The sequence below is a fragment of the Streptomyces sp. G45 genome, from assembly GCF_049542095.1.
Classification (GTDB): Bacteria; Actinomycetota; Actinomycetes; order Streptomycetales; family Streptomycetaceae; genus Streptomyces.
Genome location: NZ_JBMUZU010000001.1, coordinates 4314700 through 4334820, shown reverse-complemented (window position 1 = coordinate 4334820; position 20121 = coordinate 4314700). Strand labels below are relative to the sequence as shown.

General features: G+C 73.5%; 17 protein-coding genes and 1 pseudogene. 12 read left to right on the top strand and 6 right to left on the bottom strand.

All coding sequences use genetic code 11. The features are described from left to right. The first annotated feature begins 365 nt into the window (after window positions 1-365). The 7 genes from ACOBQU_RS17855 (at window position 366) to ACOBQU_RS17825 (ending at window position 7128) form a co-directional block, all read left to right on the top strand. On the top strand, window positions 366-707 hold the full coding sequence (locus ACOBQU_RS17855) for a YbaB/EbfC family nucleoid-associated protein (protein WP_423628159.1): 342 nt from the start codon (window positions 366-368) through the stop codon (window positions 705-707). Window positions 708-834: 127 nt separating this feature from the next. Continuing rightward, complete coding sequence (recR, locus tag ACOBQU_RS17850; RefSeq protein WP_423628157.1) at window positions 835-1434, top strand: recombination mediator RecR; 600 nt, start codon at window positions 835-837, stop codon at window positions 1432-1434. A gap of 34 nt (window positions 1435-1468) precedes the next feature. Beyond that, window positions 1469-2212, top strand: coding sequence for a DUF5063 domain-containing protein (locus tag ACOBQU_RS17845; protein WP_423628155.1), 744 nt, complete (start codon window positions 1469-1471; stop codon window positions 2210-2212). Between the two features lie 266 nt (window positions 2213-2478). After that, window positions 2479-3750: an aspartate kinase gene (locus ACOBQU_RS17840; protein WP_423628153.1), complete on the top strand. Its 1272-nt coding sequence runs from the start codon at window positions 2479-2481 to the stop codon at window positions 3748-3750. Then, a complete protein-coding gene (locus ACOBQU_RS17835; protein ID WP_423628151.1) occupies window positions 3747-4805 on the top strand; it encodes an aspartate-semialdehyde dehydrogenase in 1059 nt (352 codons plus the stop codon). Before ACOBQU_RS17840 ends, ACOBQU_RS17835 begins: the two co-directional genes overlap by 4 nt. A gap of 413 nt (window positions 4806-5218) precedes the next feature. After that, window positions 5219-5875, top strand: a complete 657-nt coding sequence (locus ACOBQU_RS17830; RefSeq protein ID WP_423628149.1) for a SigE family RNA polymerase sigma factor — start codon at window positions 5219-5221, stop codon at window positions 5873-5875. Next, window positions 5872-7128, top strand: a complete 1257-nt coding sequence (locus ACOBQU_RS17825; protein ID WP_423628147.1) for a hypothetical protein — start codon at window positions 5872-5874, stop codon at window positions 7126-7128. The genes ACOBQU_RS17830 and ACOBQU_RS17825 overlap by 4 nt, the downstream gene beginning before the upstream one ends. Window positions 7129-7262: 134 nt before the next feature. Here ACOBQU_RS17825 and ACOBQU_RS17820 read toward each other — a convergent pair whose 3' ends face one another. The 3 genes from ACOBQU_RS17820 to ACOBQU_RS17810 all read right to left on the bottom strand — a co-directional run bounded on the left by ACOBQU_RS17820 (window position 7263) and on the right by ACOBQU_RS17810 (window position 10685). Beyond that, entirely contained in the window at window positions 7263-8045 is a 783-nt protein-coding gene (locus ACOBQU_RS17820) for an SURF1 family protein (protein WP_423628145.1), read from the bottom strand. Window positions 8046-8157: 112 nt separating this feature from the next. After that, window positions 8158-9978, bottom strand: coding sequence for a prolyl oligopeptidase family serine peptidase (locus ACOBQU_RS17815; RefSeq protein ID WP_423634567.1), 1821 nt, complete (start codon window positions 9976-9978; stop codon window positions 8158-8160). A 200-nt stretch (window positions 9979-10178) separates the two neighbouring features. After that, entirely contained in the window at window positions 10179-10685 is a 507-nt protein-coding gene (locus ACOBQU_RS17810) for a hypothetical protein (RefSeq protein WP_423628143.1), read from the bottom strand. 292 nt (window positions 10686-10977) lie between these two features. On the opposite strand from ACOBQU_RS17810, the pseudogene ACOBQU_RS17805 reads away from it, so the two are divergent. Continuing rightward, window positions 10978-12842: pseudogene (locus ACOBQU_RS17805) on the top strand (GAF domain-containing protein). A 7-nt stretch (window positions 12843-12849) separates the two neighbouring features. Here the strand turns inward: ACOBQU_RS17805 and ACOBQU_RS17800 are convergent. After that, on the bottom strand, window positions 12850-13509 hold the full coding sequence (locus ACOBQU_RS17800) for a response regulator (protein WP_423634565.1): 660 nt from the start codon (window positions 13507-13509) through the stop codon (window positions 12850-12852). Between the two features lie 2154 nt (window positions 13510-15663). Between ACOBQU_RS17800 and ACOBQU_RS17795 the strand changes: the two genes are divergently transcribed. Continuing rightward, entirely contained in the window at window positions 15664-15816 is a 153-nt protein-coding gene (locus ACOBQU_RS17795; protein ID WP_423628141.1) for a hypothetical protein, read from the top strand. Between the two features lie 77 nt (window positions 15817-15893). Beyond that, a complete protein-coding gene (locus ACOBQU_RS17790) occupies window positions 15894-16151 on the top strand; it encodes a hypothetical protein (RefSeq protein ID WP_423628139.1) in 258 nt (85 codons plus the stop codon). Here ACOBQU_RS17790 and ACOBQU_RS17785 read toward each other — a convergent pair. Beyond that, window positions 16148-16378, bottom strand: a complete 231-nt coding sequence (locus tag ACOBQU_RS17785; protein ID WP_423628137.1) for a DUF4287 domain-containing protein — start codon at window positions 16376-16378, stop codon at window positions 16148-16150. The genes ACOBQU_RS17790 and ACOBQU_RS17785 overlap by 4 nt on opposite strands. A gap of 350 nt (window positions 16379-16728) precedes the next feature. On the opposite strand from ACOBQU_RS17785, the gene ACOBQU_RS17780 reads away from it, so the two are divergent. Both ACOBQU_RS17780 and ACOBQU_RS17775 read left to right on the top strand, forming a co-directional pair. After that, the gene (locus tag ACOBQU_RS17780; RefSeq protein WP_423634563.1) at window positions 16729-17946 is read left to right on the top strand and encodes an amidohydrolase family protein; all 1218 of its coding nucleotides are present in this window, start codon (window positions 16729-16731) and stop codon (window positions 17944-17946) included. A 51-nt stretch (window positions 17947-17997) separates the two neighbouring features. Further along, complete coding sequence (locus ACOBQU_RS17775) at window positions 17998-18927, top strand: FkbM family methyltransferase (protein WP_423628135.1); 930 nt, start codon at window positions 17998-18000, stop codon at window positions 18925-18927. 345 nt (window positions 18928-19272) lie between these two features. Here ACOBQU_RS17775 and ACOBQU_RS17770 read toward each other — a convergent pair whose 3' ends face one another. After that, a complete protein-coding gene (locus ACOBQU_RS17770) occupies window positions 19273-20070 on the bottom strand; it encodes a glycosyltransferase family 2 protein (RefSeq protein ID WP_423628133.1) in 798 nt (265 codons plus the stop codon). Between the last annotated feature and the right edge of the window lie 51 nt (window positions 20071-20121).

The following is a 20121-nucleotide window of genomic DNA, read 5'->3' as shown; positions in this document are numbered from 1 at the left end:
TTTTCGCGGCTTTTCCGCCCGGAAGAGTCGCTTGATCAGGTATAGGGCCAGGAACGTTCTCACTCGAAAGAGTGCTCGCAACAGCGCTCGAAAGAATGAGCGAAAGAACGGGCGAGGGAACGAGCGAGAGACCGAGCCAGAGACCGAGCCAGAGACCGAGCCAGAGACCGAGCCAGAGACCGAGCCAGAGACCGAGCTGGAGACCGAGCCAGAGACCGAGCGCGAGCGGTCAGAGGGCATGCCGGGGCGCCCGCCCCGGCGACCACGTAGGCTCGTGCCAGGCGTCAAGGCCTCAAGACGGCAAGACGTCAAGGCCTCAAGACGTCAACCCGGCACGCACTCGACCGACACACCAGGAGCTGATCGTGATCCCCGGTGGTGGACAGCCCAACATGCAGCAGTTGCTCCAGCAGGCCCAGAAGATGCAGCAGGACCTCGCGAAGGCGCAGGAGGAGCTGGCGCGCACCGAGGTCGAGGGCCAGGCGGGCGGCGGCCTCGTCAAGGCGACGGTCACCGGCTCCGGTGAGCTGCGCGGCCTCGTGATCGACCCGAAGGCGGTCGACCCGGAGGACACCGAGACCCTCGCGGACCTGGTGATCGCGGCGGTGCACGCGGCGAACGAGAACGCGCAGGCCCTCCAGCAGCAGAAGCTGGGCCCGCTCGCGCAGGGCCTGGGCGGCGGCGGCATCCCCGGCCTGCCGTTCTAGCCACCGCCCGCCGTTACCTTCTAAGTCGGTCGACGGCCAACTACGGTACGTATCAAGGCTCCCAGAGCCCCGAACACTGGGGACCCCGGAACCGGGGACTCCCGCAACCGGCAGGAAAGGCGATCCGTTGTACGAAGGCGTGGTCCAGGACCTCATCGACGAGCTGGGCAGGCTGCCCGGCGTCGGTCCCAAGAGCGCGCAGCGGATCGCCTTCCACATCCTCCAGGCGGAGCCGACGGACGTCCGCCGCCTCGCGCACGCGCTGATGGAAGTGAAGGAGAAGGTCCGCTTCTGCGCGACCTGTGGGAACGTGGCGCAGGAGGAGCTGTGCGGCATCTGCCGCGACGCCCGCCGCGACCCCGCCGTCATCTGTGTGGTCGAGGAGCCGAAGGACGTCGTCGCGATCGAGCGGACCCGTGAGTTCCGCGGCCGGTACCACGTGCTCGGCGGCGCGATCAGCCCCATCGAGGGCGTGGGCCCGGACGACCTGCGGATCAGGGAACTCCTCGCCCGCCTCGCGGACGGCACGGTCACGGAGCTGATCCTGGCGACGGACCCGAACCTGGAGGGCGAGGCGACGGCAACGTACCTCGCGCGCATGATCAAGCCGATGGGCCTGAAGGTCACCCGGCTGGCCAGCGGACTCCCTGTCGGGGGAGATCTGGAATACGCGGACGAGGTCACCCTGGGCCGCGCTTTCGAGGGGAGACGACTCCTAGATGTCTAAGTCACCTGAGCCGATGTCTAAGTCACCTCAGCCGATGTCCAAGGCACCTGAGGCGATGTCCAAGGCACCTGAGGCGACGACCAAGGCGCCTCAGCCGCTGTCCACGGCACGTGAGCCGCAGCCGAGGACGCTGGTGCACTCCGCGTCGCAGGACCCGGACGACTTCGCGGTGCAGATCTCCGACCAGATCGAGAGCTTCATCGTGGCGGTCACGGAGGTCGCCCGGGGCGCCGAGCCGGACTCGGCCGTCCCCTTCCTCCTCCTGGAGGTCTCCCAGCTCCTGCTGGCCGGGGGCCGCCTCGGCGCGCACGAGGACATCGTTCCCGAGGAGCGGTACGAGCCGGACCTCGGCCCCGAGCAGGACGTCGACGAGCTGCGCGAGCGCCTCGCCGCCCTGCTCGACCCGATCGACGTCTACTCCGAGGTCTTCGACCCCTACGAGCCCCGCAAGGCCCCCGTGGCCTGCCGCATCTCCGACGACCTGGCGGACGTCGTCACGGACCTGCGCCACGGCCTGGCCCACTACCGCGAGGGCCGCGTCACCGAAGCGCTGTGGTGGTGGCAGTTCTCGTACTTCTCCAACTGGGGCTCCACCGCCTCCGGTGCCCTGCGCGCCCTCCAGTCCCTGGTCGCCCACGTCCGTCTGAACCAGCCCCTGGAGGACCTGGACGGCCTCGACACGGACGCCGACCTCGCCGACGACTCCCTGGAGGAGGCCGCGGGCAAGGTCATGGCGGAGGAGATCGCGGGCCCCCTCGGCCTGCGCCCCGTGCAGTGAGCCCCCGGGCCGCCCGGCCCGCGCCGCCATGGCGTGTGACCCACCCCACTTTCCGGAGTGGTGCGGGGCTGCGCGGGCAGAGGTCTTTCCGGAGCGGCCGAACGGTGGGCGACCGGCCCGGAAAGGGCGGGGAGGAAAAGCCGGGGTGATCAAGGCGTGAGCGGGACATCTCACAGTCTGATACTCCCGGGGCCGAATTCGGCCGCTCGTTAGACTGAGCCGACCGCCGCAGTGCGGAAAGAGACTTAATCGAGCGAGGAGCGCACGTGGGCCTTGTCGTGCAGAAGTACGGAGGCTCCTCCGTAGCCGATGCCGAGGGCATCAAGCGGGTCGCCAAGCGCATCGTCGACGCCAAGAAGAACGGCCACCAAGTGGTCGTCGTGGTGTCGGCCATGGGTGACACGACGGATGAGTTGATCGATCTTGCCGGGCAGGTGTCGCCGATTCCCGCCGGGCGGGAATTCGACATGCTGCTGACCGCCGGAGAGCGGATCTCCATGGCCCTTCTCGCCATGGCGATCAAAAACCTGGGCCACGAGGCGCAGTCGTTCACCGGCAGCCAGGCCGGTGTCATCACGGACTCCGTCCACAACAAAGCGCGGATCATCGACGTCACGCCGGGCCGCATCCGCACGGCGCTCGACGAGGGCAACATCGCGATCGTCGCCGGTTTCCAGGGTGTCTCGCAGGACAAGAAGGACATCACCACGCTGGGCCGCGGCGGGTCCGACACCACGGCCGTCGCCCTCGCCGCCGCGCTCGACGCGGAGGTCTGCGAGATCTACACCGACGTGGACGGCGTGTTCACCGCCGATCCCCGGGTCGTGAAGAAGGCCCGGAAAATCGACTGGATCTCGTTCGAGGACATGCTGGAGCTGGCCAGCTCCGGCTCCAAGGTGCTGCTCCACCGGTGCGTGGAGTACGCGCGTCGTTACAACATCCCGATCCATGTGCGCTCCTCCTTCAGCGGACTGCAGGGCACCTGGGTCAGCAACGAACCGCAAGGGGACCGCAAGGTGGAGCAGGCGATCATCTCCGGTGTCGCGCACGACACGTCCGAGGCCAAGATCACGGTCGTGGGCGTGCCGGACAAGCCGGGCGAGGCGGCCGCGATCTTCCGCGCCATCGCCGACGCCGAGGTCAACATCGACATGGTCGTGCAGAACGTGTCGGCGGCCGCGACGGGCCTGACGGACATCTCCTTCACGCTGCCGAAGGACGAGGGCCGCAAGGCCATCGACGCCCTGGAGAAGACCAAGCCCGGCGTCGGTTTCGATTCCCTCCGCTACGACGACCAGATCGCGAAGATCTCGCTCGTCGGCGCCGGAATGAAGACCAATCCGGGTGTCACGGCGACGTTCTTCGAGGCGCTGAGCGACGCGGGCGTGAACATCGAGCTGATTTCGACGTCGGAGATCCGCATTTCCGTGGTGACGCGCGCCGACGACGTGAAGGAGGCCGTGCGCGCCGTGCACACCGCCTTCGGTCTCGACTCCGACTCGGACGAAGCCGTGGTCTATGGAGGCACCGGGCGATGAGCCGCAAGCCGACGCTCGCGGTCGTCGGGGCGACCGGGGCCGTCGGCTCGGTGATGCTCCAGATCCTGTCGCAGCACGCCGACATCTGGGGCGAGATCAGGCTCGTCGCCTCGCCGCGCTCGGCCGGCCGCAAGCTGGCCGTGCGCGGCGAGGAGGTCGAGGTCCTCGCGCTGGACGAGGAGGTCTTCGACGGCGTCGACATCGCCATGTTCGACGTGCCGGACGAGGTGGCCGCCCAGTGGGCGCCGATCGCCGCCGCGCGCGGCGTGGTCGTCGTCGACAACTCCGCCGCCTTCCGCATGGACCCGGACGTCCCCCTCGTCGTCCCCGAGGTCAACCCGCACGCCGCGCGCATGCGCCCGCGCGGCATCATCGCCAACCCGAACTGCACCACCCTGTCGATGATCGTGGCGCTCGGCGCGCTGCACGCCGAGTTCGGCCTGCGCGAACTGGTGGTCTCCTCGTACCAGGCGGTGAGCGGCGCGGGCCGCGAGGGCGTGGCGGCGCTGCGGCGGCAGATCGCGCTCGTCAGCGGCACGGAGCTGGGCGTCAGCCCCGGCGACGTACGCCGTGCCGTGGGCGACGACACCGGGCCGTTCCCGGAGCCGGTCGCGCTGAACGTGGTGCCGTGGGCCGGGTCCGTGCGCGCCGACGGCTGGTCGTCGGAGGAGATGAAGGTGCGGGACGAGTCCCGCAAGATCCTCGGCCTGCCCGATCTGAAGGTCGCCGTGACCTGTGTGCGCGTGCCCGTGGTCACCACGCACTCGCTGACCGTCCACGCCCGCTTCCAGGGCGAGGTGACCGTCGAGCGGGCCCGCGAGATCCTCGCCACCGCGCCCGGCGTCGTCCTGTTCGACAACCCCGCCGCCGGGGAGTTCCCCACCCCCGCCGACGCCGTCGGCACCGACCCCACCTGGGTCGGTCGGCTGCGGCGCGCCCTGGACGACCCGGCCGCGCTGGAACTCTTCGTGTGCGGCGACAACTTGCGCAAGGGCGCGGCGCTCAACACCGCGCAGATCGCGGAGCTGGTCGCGGGGGAGCTGCACGGGGTCTGAGCGGCCCGGTGCGGGTCGCGTACGAGGTCGGGTGCGGCGCGGGGGAGCGGTGTGGCGGAGGCGGGGCTTCCGCGAGGGGAAGCCGCTCCCGAAGCGGAAGCCTCTGTAGGAACTGTGTAAGTTCTGTGTCCTATCTGGTGGTCCAGACCGCTTGAACTGGGACGTCCGCGCGTTCGAAGATTCGGGGTCCGGGCGCTGCAACCGCGGCCGCGTGGCGCGCGTCTTCGCCGTCGCCCTTCAGGGGGCGGCCTGAAGCGCTGCGAAAAGTAACTGGGGCATAGGGGAAGAGCTGGTACGCATGGGGGCATTTGATGCACCGTTGGGAACGGTGGGTGTGAGGCACGCCGCGTCCGCGCTGCCGAACGCCGTGCCTGACGCGTACAACCCTGATGGGGGAAGCGTGTCCAACAGGCGTGGCAGAGGTACTGGACTTCACAGCGGCGACCGGCGCGGCAGCCCTGCGGCCCCCGCGCCGTCCCCGGGTGCCCGGCGGCATGCCGGTGATCGCCCCCATGCCCGCGACGCGGCCCGCCCGCATTCCGACGCAGCGCGAAGGCGATGAGGCACGCGTGACCGCGGGCACCACCGTCGACCACCTCACCGAGACCTACCGCGCCCACTACCGCTCGCTGCTCGGCCTCGCCGCGCTGCTCCTGGACGACACCGCCTCCTGCGAGGACGTCGTACAGGAGGCCTTCATCCGCGTCCACTCCGCGCGCAAGCGGGTGCGCGACCCCGAGAAGACCCTGGCCTACCTCCGCCAGACCGTCGTCAACCTCTCCCGCTCCGCCCTGCGCCGCCGCATCCTCGGTCTGAAGCTGCTGACCAAGCCGATGCCCGACATGGCGAGCGCGGAGGAGGGCGCCTACGACCAGCTGGAGCGCGACGAGCTGATCAAGGCCATGCGCGGCCTCCAGCGCCGCCAGCGCGAAGTCCTCGTCCTGCGGTACTTCGCCGACATGACCGAGGCCCAGGTCGCCGAGACCCTCGGCATATCGCTCGGCTCGGTCAAGGCCTACGGCTCGCGCGGCATCGCCGCGCTGCGGGTCGCCATGGAGGCCCCGGCATGAGCAAGACGGGCGGCACGGGTGACACGGGCGGCAAGCGGGACATGAACGAACGGGACGACCTCACCGACCTCACCGGCCTCGACGACCTCACCGGCCTCGACGGTCTCGGCGACCTCAAGGGCCGCCTCGGCAAGCTGAGCGCCGTCGACCTCGACAACGACGTCAAGGGCGTCAACGGCGTCAAGCGCGCCAGTGGCCTCAGTGGCCTCGACGGCGGCGGAGCCGACGGCCCCGACGGGCTCGCCGCCGACGAGCGCGCGCTGCGCCGGATGCTGCACCAGGCCGTCGAGGAGATCGAACCCGCCGACGCGGCCCTGGAGAAGCTGCGGCGCGCCGTGCCCGCGCGCCGGGCCCGCAGGCGGCACGCCCTCGTCGGCGCCGCCGCCGTCGCCCTGCTCGTCGGTACGGCCATCCCCGCGCTCGTCCACGTCGCCAAGTCCAGCGGCGACTCCGACGCCCGGCCGTCCATCGCGGGCGCGGGCAGCAGCCAGCACAGCCAGGGCGGCACCGGCGAGGACAAGGGCGGCAAGGGCGACACCCGGCCCGACGCCAAGGACGACCCCGCCAAGAAGGAGAAGCGGAAGAAGGAGAAGAAGGACAAGGCGGACAAGGGCGGGGGCACCAAGGACGAGGGCCGCAAGGGCGGCGCCAGCGGCGGCCCCGGGCCCACCGAGGACGACGCCGAAGCCGCCAGCTCGCCCGCCTGCGACGCCGCCCAGCTCGACGCCACGGGCTCCACGGGGCCCGCCGACGGCGACGGCCGGGTCTACGGCACGTTCCGCGTCTCCAACGTCTCCGGCAGCAGCTGCACCATCGACAGCGCGGGCGCGGTCGCCGCCACGGCGCAGGGCGCGGCCGACCCCACGAAGATCAACGTCGTCGACCACACCGCGGGCGACGGGTCCGGCCTGCCGGACCCGGCACAGGAGCCCAGCTCCCTCGTCCTCAAGCCCGGCTCCGCGTACGAGGTGCGGTTCGCCTGGATCCCCTCCGCGCAGTGCCCCTCCGACGGCGGGGAGCCGTCGCCGAACCCGTCCCCCACGGAGGGCGCCACGGGCGGCACCGGGACCGGGGGACCCGAGGGCGGCGAGCCCGGAGGGCCGTCGGCCCAGCTGGTACGGGAGGACGGAGTGCAGGACGGGAGCGTGGCCGTGTCGCTGACCGCGGAGCCGGGGGCTCCGGCCGCCGGGGTGACCGTGGGCAACGCGTGTTCCGGCACGGTCTACCGCACCGGTGCGCTGCCCGCCCAGTAGCCCTTCGCCCACCCGCCCGCCCGTGACCCTCTGCCGAGGGGTGGACGCCCCTGGCGGGGGCCGTTCGCCGTCGGCGGCCACCGGTCCGTGCGTGGTTTTCTCTCCCACCCGGCGCCGTTCGCCGTCGGCGGCTGCTACGGGGCTTCCGGGGCGAGGCCCAGTTCCGTGTCCCGGGCCGCTTCCCGTTCGCGGCGGAAGAGGCGGAACCACATGAAGACCACGAAGCCCGCGAAGACGAACCACTCGCCGGTGTAGCCGAGGTTCTGGAACGCCTTCATGTCGAGCCCGGAGTCCTCCGGCGCCGACGCGGGCACCGGCCTCATGCCGGAGTCGCCCTTCTCCAGCGTGACCCAGGCGTCGTACACGTCGTCCGGCACCAGGTTCACCAGGGACGCCGCGCTGATCATGCCGACCTGCCCGGCGGGCAGCCCGCCCGCCTTGGTCACGCCGTCCGAGCTGGCGCTCTCCGAGGCCTGGAGGGCGCCGACCACGGTCACCCGGCCCTTCGGCGGCGCGGGCGCCTTCCGCGCGTCCGCGCCGCCCGGCAGCCAGCCCCGGACGACCGGCAGCGACCGGCCCTCGTCGGTGCGCAGCAGGGTCAGGACGTAGTAGCCGCGCCGGTCGTCCAACTCCCGCTCGGGGACGAGGAGTTGCTTGCCGTACCGGCCGGTGGCCGTGGTCCGCTCGCCGGAGGTCTTCTTGTCCACGGGCAGCAGGGCCTCCAGCGGGCGGGCCCGCTCGGCCGAGGCGCGGGCCCCGGCGGTGGCGGAGGCGGCGCGCTTGGCGTCCTCGTGGTCCTGTACGCGGTCCTCGAAGCGGCTGAGCTGCCAGGAGCCCATGAAGAGGCAGACGGGGACGGCCAGCGCGACGAAGACGTTGATCCCCCACCAGCGGGGCGTCAGGAGGAACCGGTACACGCCCTCCACGGTACGGGGCCCCTCCGCGAGCCTTTCCCCGCCCCGCGCCTATCCAGCCCGTCCGGCGTTCGAGGACGAGGCCGCCAGACCGATGAACGGCCCCCGCGAGGGCCTAGGGCAGGTGGCGCGCCGCGAAGTCCAGCTCCAGGGCCACCTGCTTGATCCGCTCGTCCACGACCAGCGACCCGTGCCCCGCGTCGTACCGGTACACCTCGTGCACCGCCCCGCGCGCCGCCAGCCGCTCCACGTAGTTCTCGACCTGGCGGATCGGGCAGCGGGGGTCGTTCACCCCGGCCGAGATGTACACCGGCGCCTTCACCGCGTCCACGTACGTCAGCGGGGAGGACGCCGCGAACCGCTCCGGCACCTCCTCGGGCGTGCCGCCGAGCAGCGTGCGGTCCATGGCCTTCAGCGCCTCCATCTCGTCGTGGTACGCCGTCACGTAGTCCGCGACCGGCACCGCCGCGAGCCCCAGCGCCCAGGCGTCCGGCTGGGTGCCGAGGCCGAGGAGGGTGAGGTAGCCGCCCCAGGAGCCACCGGCGAGGACGAGCCGGTCGGGGTCGGCGAGCCCGGAGGAGACGGCCCACTCGCGCACCGCCGCGATGTCCTCCAGCTCGATGAGGCCCACCCGGTGCTTGAGCGCGTCCGTCCACTCCCGCCCGTACCCCGTGGAACCCCGGTAGTTCACCCGCACCACCGCGTACCCGTGGTCCACCCACGCCGCCGGTCCCGCCGCGAAGGAGTCGCTGTCGTGCCAGGTGGGGCCGCCGTGCACCTCGAAGACGGTCGGCAGGGGGCCGCTGGCGCCCTCCGGCTTCTGTACGAGGGCGTGGACGCGGCCGCCGGGGCCCTCCACCCACACGTCCTCCACCGGCACCGAGCCGGGCGCCTTCAGGCCGGGCGGGTCCAGGACGACGGCGCCGGAGGTGGAGCGCAGGACGGGCGGCTCGGCGGCCGACGACCACATGTACTCCACGGAGCCGTCGGGGCGGGCCGTCGCGCCGGAGACCGAGCCGCGCGGCGTCTCCACGCGGGTCAGCTCGCGGGTCGCCAGGTCGTAGCGCCACAGGTCGCCGCGGGCCTCGAAGCCGTGCGCGATCAGCAGCGCCGAGCCGTCCGGGTACCACTCCGCCGACACGTCGCCCGGCAGGTCGAGCGCCAGGTCCGTCTCCTCGCCCGAGGCCACGTCCCACACCATCGGCTCCCAGCGGCCGCGGCGCTGGTGGCCGACGAGCAGCCGGGTGTCCCCGGCGACCGGCGCGAAGCCGAGCACCTCAAGGCCCAGCTCGACCGTGCCGCCCTTGGTGTCGTCCAGCTCGGCGACCGTGGAGCCGTCGAGGCGGACGACGCGCAGCGCCGAGTGCATCGCGTCACCGTGCTCGGTGTGCTCCAGGGCGATCAGCGAGCCGTCGTACGACAGGTCGCCGACGCCCGCGGACTCGCGGTGCCGGTAGATCTCGGCGGGCTCGGCGGCGCCGGGGCGCACGACGTGGACCGTCGAGCCGTCCTCGTCCGTGGAGCGGCCCACGACGACGGTGTGCCCGTCGCGGCCGAGGGCGAGGCCCGCCGGGTACGAGGGGGCGAGGCCGGGTACGGCGGGCTCGTCGGGGCCGCCGTCGAACGGCTGCCGCATCCAGACGCCGAACTCGTCGCCGTCCTTGTCGTTGAACCACCAGATCCAGGCGCCGTCCGGGGACAGCGTGCCGTCCGTGGTGCCGTTCGGCCGGTCGGTGACCTGGCGCTGGGCGCCCGTCGCGCGGTCCCAGGCGTACAGCTCGTACGTGCCCGTCGCGTTCGAGACGAACAGCGAGCGGTCCGGGGCGTCCTCCGCCCAGTCCGGCAGGGACACCCGCGGCGCCCGGAACCGCTTCTCCCAGTCCGGCATCCCGTCGGCGCCCTGCGCGTCCCGCGCGTCCTCAGCACCCTGCCGCATACCCGTCGTCTCACTCATGCCCCCCATACTGCCTCCCCCTCCCCTCCCGCCACTGCCCGGACGCCCCACCCGACCGGTCCGCGACGGGCCGGGCGTCACCCCGCGACGGGCCGGGCGTCACCCCGCGACGGGCCGGGCGTCACCCCGCGACGGGCGGGGCGTCACGACGGGCGGCGCGTCATCCCGCGACGGGCCGGGCGTCACCCCGCGCGCGGGAACAGCCACGCCTCGCCCGACGCCGCCGCGACCTCCCCGAGCTTCGTGCACCCCCAGGCCCGCAGCACGTCCTGGCCCCCCTCCGCGAAGCCCGCCACCACCACGTCCGCCCCGTGCCGGGCCAGCAGCAGATCCCGCATCCGCGTGGCCACGCCACGCCCCCGGTACTCCTCCCGCACCATCAGCTCGACCAGCAGGAACAGCCGCCCCGCGGCCGACGTGGCCACCGCGGCGTCCGCGGGCAGCAGCCCCCGCACCGACTCGTGGAGCTCCCCGCCCCGCTCGGGGCGGAAGCCGTACAGGCAGCCGACGAGCCCGTCGGACGAATCCGCGGTGACCATGTCGAAGTCCGGCTCCTGCACGTGCCGTTCGAAGCGGTCGAGGAACCCGGCCGCGTCGCGCCCGTGGCACTCCACGTACATATTCGCCACCCCGTGCCGCTGCTGCTCCGCCTGCCACCGCGTCAGCCGCCGCAGGAACACCTCAGCCATTCACGCCTCCCCACCCGCGCGCCACGCCCCCGCGCGGCGCGCCCCGCGCACCCGGACTCCGCATGGTGACAGCACCGGCCCCGCTTGCGGAACCGCGCGCGCACCGATCCGTCGGTCCGGCCCCCCGCGGCCTCGCGCCTGCCCCGCCCGCGACGGGAACGCCCGTCGGCACCAACCCGCGGAAGAGCCTCCACGCACCGCCACGCACCGGCTACCGTGAGCGTCGACACGCGGGGTGACCGCAGGGTGGGGACGTGCACGTCAGCTCGGGTGGACTCGGGTGGAGGAGCCGATGGGCCAGGCAAGCGCGAGCGGCGGTGGCCCGTTCCCGCGGCTGCGCCTCGACGAACTGCTCGAAGAGCTGGCGGCGCGCATCGGCGCCGTACGCGGCACGCGCGACCGGCTGCACAGCCTCCTGGAGGCCGTGCTCTCCGTGGGCCGGGAGCTGGACCTCGCCCAGGTGCTGCGGCGCATCGTCGAGACGGCCGTCGCGCTCGTGGACGCCGAGTACGGGGCGCTCGGGGTGATCGGCCAGGGGCGCAGGCTCGACCAGTTCCTGCCGGTGGGCATCAGCGACCAGCTCCGCGCCCAGATCGGCGACCTGCCCTCCGGGCACGGGCTGCTCGGCGAGCTGATCCGCAACCCGCAGCCGCTGCGCCTCGCCGACCTCGCCGAGCACCCGGCGTCGTCCGGCTTCCCGGCGCACCACCCGCCGATGCGCTCCTTCCTGGGGGTGCCGATCCGGGTGCGGGACGAGGTATTCGGGAACATCTACCTGACGGAGAAGCACGGCGGCGCGGAGTTCGACGCGGAGGACGAGTCGGTGCTCTCCACGCTCGCGGTCGCGGCGGGCGTGGCCGTGGAGAACGCCCGGCTGTACGAGGAGGCCAGGCTCCGCGAGCGCTGGCTCCAGGCGAGCGCGGAGGTCACCAGCGCGCTGCTGTCCGGCGCCCCGCAGGCCCGGGTGCTCCGCCTGATGGCCGAGCGCGCCAAGGAGTTGACGTCGGCGGAGCTGGGGGTGATCGAACTGACCCAGGGCGACGAGGAGTTGCGCGCCGAGATCGCCGTCGGCGAGCACGCCTGGGCGCGGCACGGCGCGTACGGCGGCGGGGTGCTGCCCCGCCGGGGCACGCTGGCGGGCGCCGCGCTCGACGCCCAGGCGCTGGTCGTCTCCCCCGACGTGCGCAAGGACCCGCGCGTCACGTATCTGACGGACCGCTGGGAGGGCCTCGGTCCGGCCGTGGCGGTGCCGATGAGCACGCGTGACGACGTGCGCGGGGTGCTGCTGCTGGCGCGCGGCGCCGGGCGGCCCGGGTTCACGGAGGCCGAGACGACGCCGCTGACCGGCTTCGCCGGGCAGGCCGCGCTGGCCCTCGAACTCGCCGAGCGGCGGCGCGACGCCGAGCAGATGAGCCTCCTCGAAGACCGCGACCGCATCGCCCGCGACCTGCACGACCTGGCAATCCAGCGGATCTTCGCCACCGGCATGACGCTGCAGAGCGTGCAGCGGTTCGTGGAGCACCCGGGCGCGGCGGAGCGGCTGCGCCGCGCGGTCGACGACCTGGACGCCACCATCAAGATCATTCGCTCTACGATCTTCGGCCTGCGCGACCACGAGGCGCCCGGCGGCGCGGCCGGGCTGCGGGTCCGGGTGGTCCGCGCCATCGAGGACGCGGTGTCCGCGCTCGACTTCACCCCCGCGCTGCGCATGGAGGGCCTCGTCGACACGGACGTCCCGCGCGAGGTCGCCGACGACGTGGTCGCCGTCCTGAACGAGGCGCTGTCCAACGTGACCCGGCACGCCCGCGCCCACCGGGCGGAGGTGTCCCTGACGGTGCGGGACGGGGCGCTGGAGCTGGCGGTGGTGGACGACGGGGTGGGGATGGGGGAGGCGGGGCCGGACGGCGCGCGGTCCGGTCGTACGGAGTCGCGGGGTGCGGAGGCGGGCGAACCGGAATCGGCGGCACCGGAAGCGGCTGGGCCGGAGGTGGGCGGACCCGAGGCGGGCGGGGTGGCGCGGCCGGGTGACGGTCGGGGCTCGGGGCTGCGCAACCTGGCGGCCCGCGCGGAGCGGCTCGGCGGCACGCTGACGGTGGGCCGGGGGACCACGACGGCACCCGCCTCACCTGGCGGGTGCCGCTGTCGCCGCCCGCCTGACCCCGCGCTACCGGCCCCCGCCCCGCCCCTTCGGCTTCACCTGGGCGGCGATGACGGCCGCCTGCACCCGGCGCTCCACGCCGAGCTTGGCCAGCATGCGGGAGATGTGGTTCTTGACCGTCTTCTCGGAGAGGTAGAGCCGCGCACCGATCTGGCGGTTGGTCATGCCCTCGCCGATGAGCGCGAGGATGTCGCGCTCGCGGTCGTTGAGGACGGCCAGGCGCGCGTCCTCCGGCTCGGGCGCGGGCGCCGGGCCCCGCAGGGAGCGCATCAGCCGGGCGGTGGTGGCCGGGTCGAGCAGGGACTCGCCGGAGGCGACGGTGCGGATGGCGGTGACCAGGTCGGAGCCCTTGATCTGCTTCAGTACGTAACCGGCGGCACCCGCCATGATGGCGTCGAGCAGGGCGTCCTCGTCGTCGAACGACGTCAGCATCAGACAGGCCAACTCGGGCATGGCCGAGCGCAGTTCGCGGCAGACGGTGATGCCGTCGCCGTCGGGCAGCCGCACGTCGAGGACCGCCACGTCCGGCCGCAGCGCGGGCCCGCGCACCAGCGCCTGCGCCCCGCTCCCGGCGTCACCGACGACCTCGATGTCCGGCTCGCTGTCGAGCAGGTCCCGCAGCCCTCTGCGGACGACCTCGTGGTCGTCGAGCAGGAACACCCTGATGGCACCCTTCCCACCCGACGCGCCCGCGGCCTTGCCGGACGCCCTCCGCGTGCTTGTGGGTTCGTCTCTGCCGGGTGTGCTTTGTGTGCCTGTGGGTTCGTCTCTGCCGGGTGTGCTTCGTGTGCCTGTGGGTTCGTCCCTGCCGGACGCGCTTCGTGTGCCTGTGGGCTCGGCTCCGCCGTGTGTGCTTCGCGTGCCCGCGGGCTCGGCCTTGCCGGATGCGCTCCGCGTGCCCGCGGGCTCGGCTCCGCCGTGTGTGCTTCGCGTGTCGGTGGGCCTGCCCCCGCCGCGTGCACTCTTGGCTTCGGGGTGCCCGGCCTGGCCGTGCGTGCGTCGTGTGTCTGTGGGCCCGGCTTCGCCGTGGGTGTCTTCGGTTTCGGGGTGCCCGGCCCTGCTGTGTGTGCGTCGTGTGTCTGTGGGCTCGGCTTCGCCGTGCGTGCTCTTGGCTTCGGGGTGCCCGGCTTGGCCGTGCGTGCGTCGCGTGCCTGCGGGCTCGTCCCCGCCGTGCGTGTTCTCGGCTTCGGGGCGTCCGGCTTGGCCGCCTGTGTTCCGGGTCTGCGGGTGCTCGGCGTGGCCTCTGCCCGTGCTCCGGGCCTTCGGGTGCTGGGCGTGGCTGCCGCCCGCGTCTTGGTCCTTCGGGTGTTTGGCTTGGCCGTGCGTGCGTCGTGTGTCTGTGGGCTCGGCTTCGCCGTGCGTGCTCTTGGCTTCGGGGTGCCCGGCCTGGCCGTGCGTGCGTCGCGTGCCTGCGGGCTCGTCCCCGCCGTGCGTGCTCTTGGCTTCGGGGTGCCCGGCTTGGCCGCCTGTGTTCCGGGTCTGCGGGTGCTCGGCGTGGCCTCTGCCCGTGCTCCGGGCCTTCGGGTGCTGGGCGTGGCTGCCGCCCGCGTCTTGGTCCTTCGGGTGTTTGGCTTGGCCGTGCGTGCTCCGCGTACCCGTGGGCCCGTCCTCGCCGTGCGTGCTCCGTGCGCCTGCTGGCCCGTCCCCGCTGTGTGCACTTTCAGCTTCGGGGTGCCTGGCCCTGCTGTGCGTGTTCCGTGTGCCTGCGGGCTCGTCCCCGCCGTGCGTGTTCTCGGCTTCGGGGCGCCCGGCTTGGCCGTCTGTGCTCCGGGTGTCCGGGTGCTGGGCGTGGCTGCCGCTCGCGTCTTGGTCCTCCGAGTGTTTGACCTGGCCGTCGGTGGCCCGGGCCTCCGAGCACTCGGCCTGGCCACCCGCGCTCCGGGTCTCCGAGCGCTCGGTCTGGCCGCCGCCCGTGCCCCGGTCCTCCTGGTGTTTGGTCTGGCCGTCGGTGGTTCGGGTCTTCGGATGTCCGGCCTGGCCGCCCCTGCTGCGGGCCTCCGGGCGCTTGGTCTGGCCACCCGCGCTCCGGCTCTCCGGGGGCCCGGCCTGGCCGCCCGCGTCTCGGGCCTCCGGGTGCCCGGTCGCGTCGTACGTGTGGCGGGTTCGGGGGCGCTCGGCCCCGCTGCCCGCGCGTTGGCCCTCCGGGCCCGAGGGCGCGCGGCCCGTGCCCCGGGTCCCCGCGCCCCCAGGCGCCCTCGTGCCGGGCCCGGCCCCCGCGCCGCCGGGCGCCCCCGCGTTCGCCTCCACCGCGGTACTCACCCCCTGCCCCCTCCCGCACCCCGCTGACGGATCGTGCCCCTGTCCCCGCCGTGCTTCCGTACCCGGGACAGACTGACGGAAAGGGCTTGCTTCCTGCCAGGGGCCCAATGGCCCTCCGAAGGGGCCCAGAGGGGGCCAAGTGGCCCTGGCCCGGGGCCACTTGGCCCTCGCGGTACCCCTCCCCCGCAGGGCACTCTGAACTCCGGACAACCCCTGGCGCAGGGTCCGGTGCCGAGCGAAGAGGCGGCGCCGGAACCGTCCTGGCGCGGTAAGGCTGAGGCCCAGTCCAGCGTGCTCCGCGCCTCGCCTGCGCGGTCGCAGGGGAGCGGCCGCGCAGGCGCATTCCGCTCGCGCGCGGCTGTGCGACCGCGCAGGCGAGCACCACGACCCCCGGGCCTACGGGGGCGAATCGGGCGACATTTGGTAGAAAGGCCTCTCGCGGACACGGGACACCAGTACGGGCGACATGCGGGCGACATACGGACGCCATACGGAAGCCGGTACCGACACCAGTGCGGACACTGGTGTCGCCCCGTGCGGAGACGGGGGAGGGGCGCGCCGATGTCGGCCGACAGCATCGACGAGCACAGTGTCGTCACCCTGATGGGCATCGTCTTCCTCGGCTTCGTGGCCGTGGTGGGCCTGACCGGCTACGCCTGTGTCACGCTCGCCCAAAGCCGCCGCGCGCCCGGCCCCTGGCTGCCCCGGCCCTGAGGGGCGCCGCGGCGCTCGCGGCGGCGGGCGCGGCGGCCGCCTACGCCTGGGCGGCGGTCAGCCTGTTCGGCGTCGACGTGACGGAGCACGTTCAGGTGTGCCGGGACGCGGTCGGCCCGGCCCGCGCGCCGCGCCTCGACGGCTACGAGGCCACGTACGCCCCGCTGGGCTTCCGCTGCCACGTGGCGGGCGGCGGCACGTTCACGGGCGGCGTGCCCGCGTACGCCAACCCGGCGGCGCTGGCCCTCGCGGCCACCGCGGCCGTGCTCGCGGGGGCGGCGGCCCTGGCCTCCCGCCACTGGGCCGCCCGCACGGCCCCGGCCGCCCGCGCCTAGCCGCGCCGCGCGTCCTCCGCGAGGGTGTGCGCGACGAGCGCGTTGGCATGCCCGTGCCCCATGCCGTGCTCCGCCTTGAGCCAGGCGACCAGCTCCATGTGCCGACGCGGGGCCGCGCCCCGGATGACCTCCTGCCACTCGGCGACGGGCCGCCCGTACTTCTTCTCGATCGCCGGGAAGTAGCTCGCGGGCCCCTTCACCGCGCCCCCGTTCCCACCAGCAGCCATGGTTCGCTCCTCACCCCTCGGCACCACACCCCGACGAGAGCCCCGCTCCCGCCCTCGCACCAGAGAAGACCCCGCCCCGCCCGCACACTCATCGCCGTCGCGAGGTGATCCACGTCACTCGACGCCGGTCCCGCGCCGCGCCCGCAGTCGTCCGCTCCCACGGCCGTGCCCGGGTGCGCGGCGCTTGCCGTCGTGTCCGTCGGCGCCCTACCCTCGATCTGATGGGTCGTCAGATTATTGGATCGGTCGGAACCGGCGTGCGGCAGGAGCGGTGACATGAGCGGCGACGGCAACACCAGCGGCACCCCTGGGGCCACCGGGACCACCGGGACCACCGGAGCCGCCCCGGCATCCCCGATGGCCCCGGCATCCCCGATGCCCCCCACATCCCCCGGGTCATCAGCGTGGACGACCACGTGATCGAGCCCGCGCACCTCTTCGCGACCTGGCTGCCCGCCAAGTACCGCGACCGGGGCCCGCAGCCCTTCACCGCCGGGATCGGCGAACTGGCGTACGTCGGCGGCAAGTACCGCTTCACCACCGACCCCGAGGGGCAGATCACCGACTGGTGGCGGTACGAGGACGAGATCTTCCCGTACAAGCGCATCATCGCCGCCGTGGGGTTCTCGCGGGACGAGATGACGCTCGACGGGATCACCCGGGAGCAGATGCGGCGCGGCTGCTGGGACCCCAAGGCGCGCCTGGAGGACATGGACCTCAACCACGTCGAGGCCTCGCTGTGCTTCCCCACCTTCCCGCGCTTCTGCGGGCAGACCTTCGCCGAGGCGCGGGACAAGGACGTCGCCCTCGCCTGCGTACGGGCGTACAACGACTGGATGGTGGAGGAGTGGTGCGGCGACAGCGGCGGGCGGCTCATCCCGCTGTGCCTGATCCCGCTGTGGGACGTGGACCTCGCCGTCGCGGAGATCCGGCGGAACGCCGCGCGCGGGGTGCGGGCGGTGACGTTCTCCGAGATCCCCACCTACCTGGGGCTGCCGTCGATCCACTGCGGGTACTGGGACCCGTTCTTCGCCGCGTGCGAGGACACCGGCACGGTCGTCAACATGCACATCGGCAGCAGCTCCCAGATGCCCGCCGCCTCCCCGGACGCCCCGCCCGCCGTGCAGGCCGCGCTGTCCTTCAACAACGCGATGGCGTCGATGATGGACTTCCTGTTCTCGGGGGTCCTCGTGCGGTTCCCGCGCCTGAAACTCGCCTATAGCGAGGGGCAGATGGGGTGGATCCCGTACGCCCTGGAGCGCGCCGACGACGTGTGGGAGGAGCACCGCGCGTGGGGCGGGGTGCGCGACCTGGTCCCCGAACCGCCGTCCACCTACTACTACCGGCAGATCTTCTGCTGCTTCTTCCGCGACCGGCACGGCATCGAGGCCATCGAGACCGTCGGCGTCGACAACGCCACCTTCGAGACCGACTACCCCCACGTCGACTCCACCTGGCCGCACACCAAACGGGTCGCCGCCGAGCACGTCGGCCACCTGCCCGCCGACGTGGCCTACAAGCTGCTGCGCGGCAACGCGATTCGTATGCTGGAGCTGCCGTTTGCTTAAGTGGGGTGCCTCAGCGGGTTCGGCGAGGGTTCCAGAGGGGCGGCGGCAGCGATGGGCGGCACGGGTGCGGCGGCGGAGGTGCTGGCCACGCTGGCGCGGCGGTATGTGCGGCACGCGCCCGGGACGTTCGGGAAGGCCGCGCTGGCCAGCCGGTTCCTGAACCCCTGGCTGCGGGACCACCCCCGGCAGCGGGTGGTCGACTCGGTCTTCGGCGCCCGCTTCGCCGTCGACACCCGGGACCTGATCCAGCGCTATCTGTACGTCTTCGGGGTCTGGGAGCCGCACCTGTCGCGGTGGCTGCGCGGGCGCCTGCTGCCGGGGGACGTCTTCGTGGACGTCGGCGCCAACATCGGCTACCTGAGCGTGCTCGCCTCCCGCCTGGTGGGGCCCTCCGGGCGGGTGGTGGCCGTCGAGGCGTCGCCCGCCTTCCACCGGCACGTGCTGCGGCACCGGGAGCTGAACGGCTGCGCCAACCTGCGCGCGGTCAACGCCGCGGTGTCCGACCGCCGCCGGACGCTCACCTTCGTGCTCGCCAGCACGCACAACATGGGCGCCAACAGCGTCGTCCCCTGGGACGGCCCGGTCGCCTCCCGCTTCGAGACCGAGGCCCTGCCGCTGCCCGACCTCCTGGAGCCGGACGAACTGACCCGGGCCCGGGTCATCAAGGTCGACGTGGAGGGCGCCGAGGGCGGCGTCATCCGGGGCCTCGCCCCCGTCCTCGACCAACTGCGCCCGGACGTGGAGATCGCCATCGAGGTCACCCCCGACCGCATGGCCCGCCTCGGCGACAGCGCGACCGAACTCCTCGCCACGCTCCGCTCCCACGGCTTCCACCCCTACCGCCTGCGCAACGACTACGACCCCGCCACCTACCCGGCAGCCACCCGAGGCCCCCTCCCCACCCCCACCCGCTGGCCCCACCCGATCACCGAGGAGATGGACCTGGTCTTCTCCCGGGTGGACGCGGAAACCCTGGCGTAAGCCGTGGGGCGCGAGCAGCGCCCCAAAGGGGCGCGGGGAACTGCGCGACCAGCCCCGACGGCGCCGCAGGCGAACGACGACCGGGCGGGCCACCCCCGACGCCGCCGCAGGCGGATGACGGCCGGGCGGTGTGAGCAGCGCCCCAAAGGGGCGCGGGGAACTGCGCGACCGGCCCCGACGAAGTCGCGGACGAACGACGGCCGGACGGGGCAGCCGCATAGGCGCGGCCACCCGCGTAGGCGCGGCCACCCGCGATGGCGCCGCAGGCGAACGACGGCCGGGCGGGGCACCCCCGACGCCGCCGCAGGCGAAGGAGGCCCCGGCAGAGCACCCGCCGCACACCGCTCAGCCGCCGCCAGGCCCATCCCCCCACCCCAGCGCCCGCAGGGCCCGCGCTCGCGCCTCCACCACCGCCATGCGCGCCCCGCGCTCCCCGGCGTCGGTGTGCGCCGCCTGCCCCGTGGCCTGGCCGGGCCACTTGCGGTAGAGCAGCCCGGGCTCGGCCGTGAACCAGCCGCGGGCCACGGCGTTGAGGGCGAGCAGCAGCCCGGTGTCCTCGGAGGCGGGCAGCGCCATCCACCCGCCGAGGGCGACCAGCAGGTCATGCCGGACGCAGAGCGTCGCGGGGTGGACGGGCGCGCGGTGCCCGTCGGCCTTCCAGGGGCCCAGCAGGGCGCCGCGTTCGATCGGGCCGGGCGCGGGGTCGCCGGGGAAGCCCGCCGTGGTGCCGTCCGGGAAGAGGTCGAGGGCGCGCGAGGTCGCCCAGCCAAGCGACCGGTCGGCTTCGAGCGCCGCCAGGTCGCGCGCCAGCGCCCCCGGCGGAAGCTGGTCGTCGGCGTCGAGGATCTTCACGTACGCGGCGTCGGCGCGCGCGAGCGCCATGGTGCGGGCCACGCCGGGGCCGCCCGCCCGCCCCTGGGCGAAGTCGACCCGGTCGTCGTCGGGCACGAAGCGGCGGACGACGTCGCCCTGGCCGTCCTCCTGGATCAGCCACCGCCACTCCCACCCCTCGGGCAGTTCCTGCGCGCACAGCGAGCGGTGGGCGTCCGGCAGATAGCGCGCGGACGGCCCGTGCACGGCGGTGACGACGGCGACCCGCCGTGTGCTCCCGGCCCTCGTACCCACCGCACTCACCGCGGCCACCGCCTTTCCGTACGGGATGTGATTTCCGGTGGAGAGGGGTGCTTGTACGTG

Excerpts from the sequence above, each read along its gene's own strand:
- ACOBQU_RS17845 (WP_423628155.1), top strand. The coding sequence starts at position 1,469 with ATGTCCAAGGCACCTGAGGCGATGTCCAAGGCACCTGAGGCGACGACC.
- ACOBQU_RS17835 (WP_423628151.1), top strand. The coding sequence starts at position 3,747 with ATGAGCCGCAAGCCGACGCTCGCGGTCGTCGGGGCGACCGGGGCCGTC.
- ACOBQU_RS17825 (WP_423628147.1), top strand. The coding sequence starts at position 5,872 with ATGAGCAAGACGGGCGGCACGGGTGACACGGGCGGCAAGCGGGACATG.
- ACOBQU_RS17815 (WP_423634567.1), bottom strand. The coding sequence starts at position 9,978 with ATGCGGCAGGGTGCTGAGGACGCGCGGGACGCGCAGGGCGCCGACGGG.
- ACOBQU_RS17810 (WP_423628143.1), bottom strand. The coding sequence starts at position 10,685 with ATGGCTGAGGTGTTCCTGCGGCGGCTGACGCGGTGGCAGGCGGAGCAG.
- ACOBQU_RS17795 (WP_423628141.1), top strand. The coding sequence starts at position 15,664 with ATGTCGGCCGACAGCATCGACGAGCACAGTGTCGTCACCCTGATGGGC.
- ACOBQU_RS17785 (WP_423628137.1), bottom strand. The coding sequence starts at position 16,378 with ATGGCTGCTGGTGGGAACGGGGGCGCGGTGAAGGGGCCCGCGAGCTAC.
- ACOBQU_RS17775 (WP_423628135.1), top strand. The coding sequence starts at position 17,998 with ATGGGCGGCACGGGTGCGGCGGCGGAGGTGCTGGCCACGCTGGCGCGG.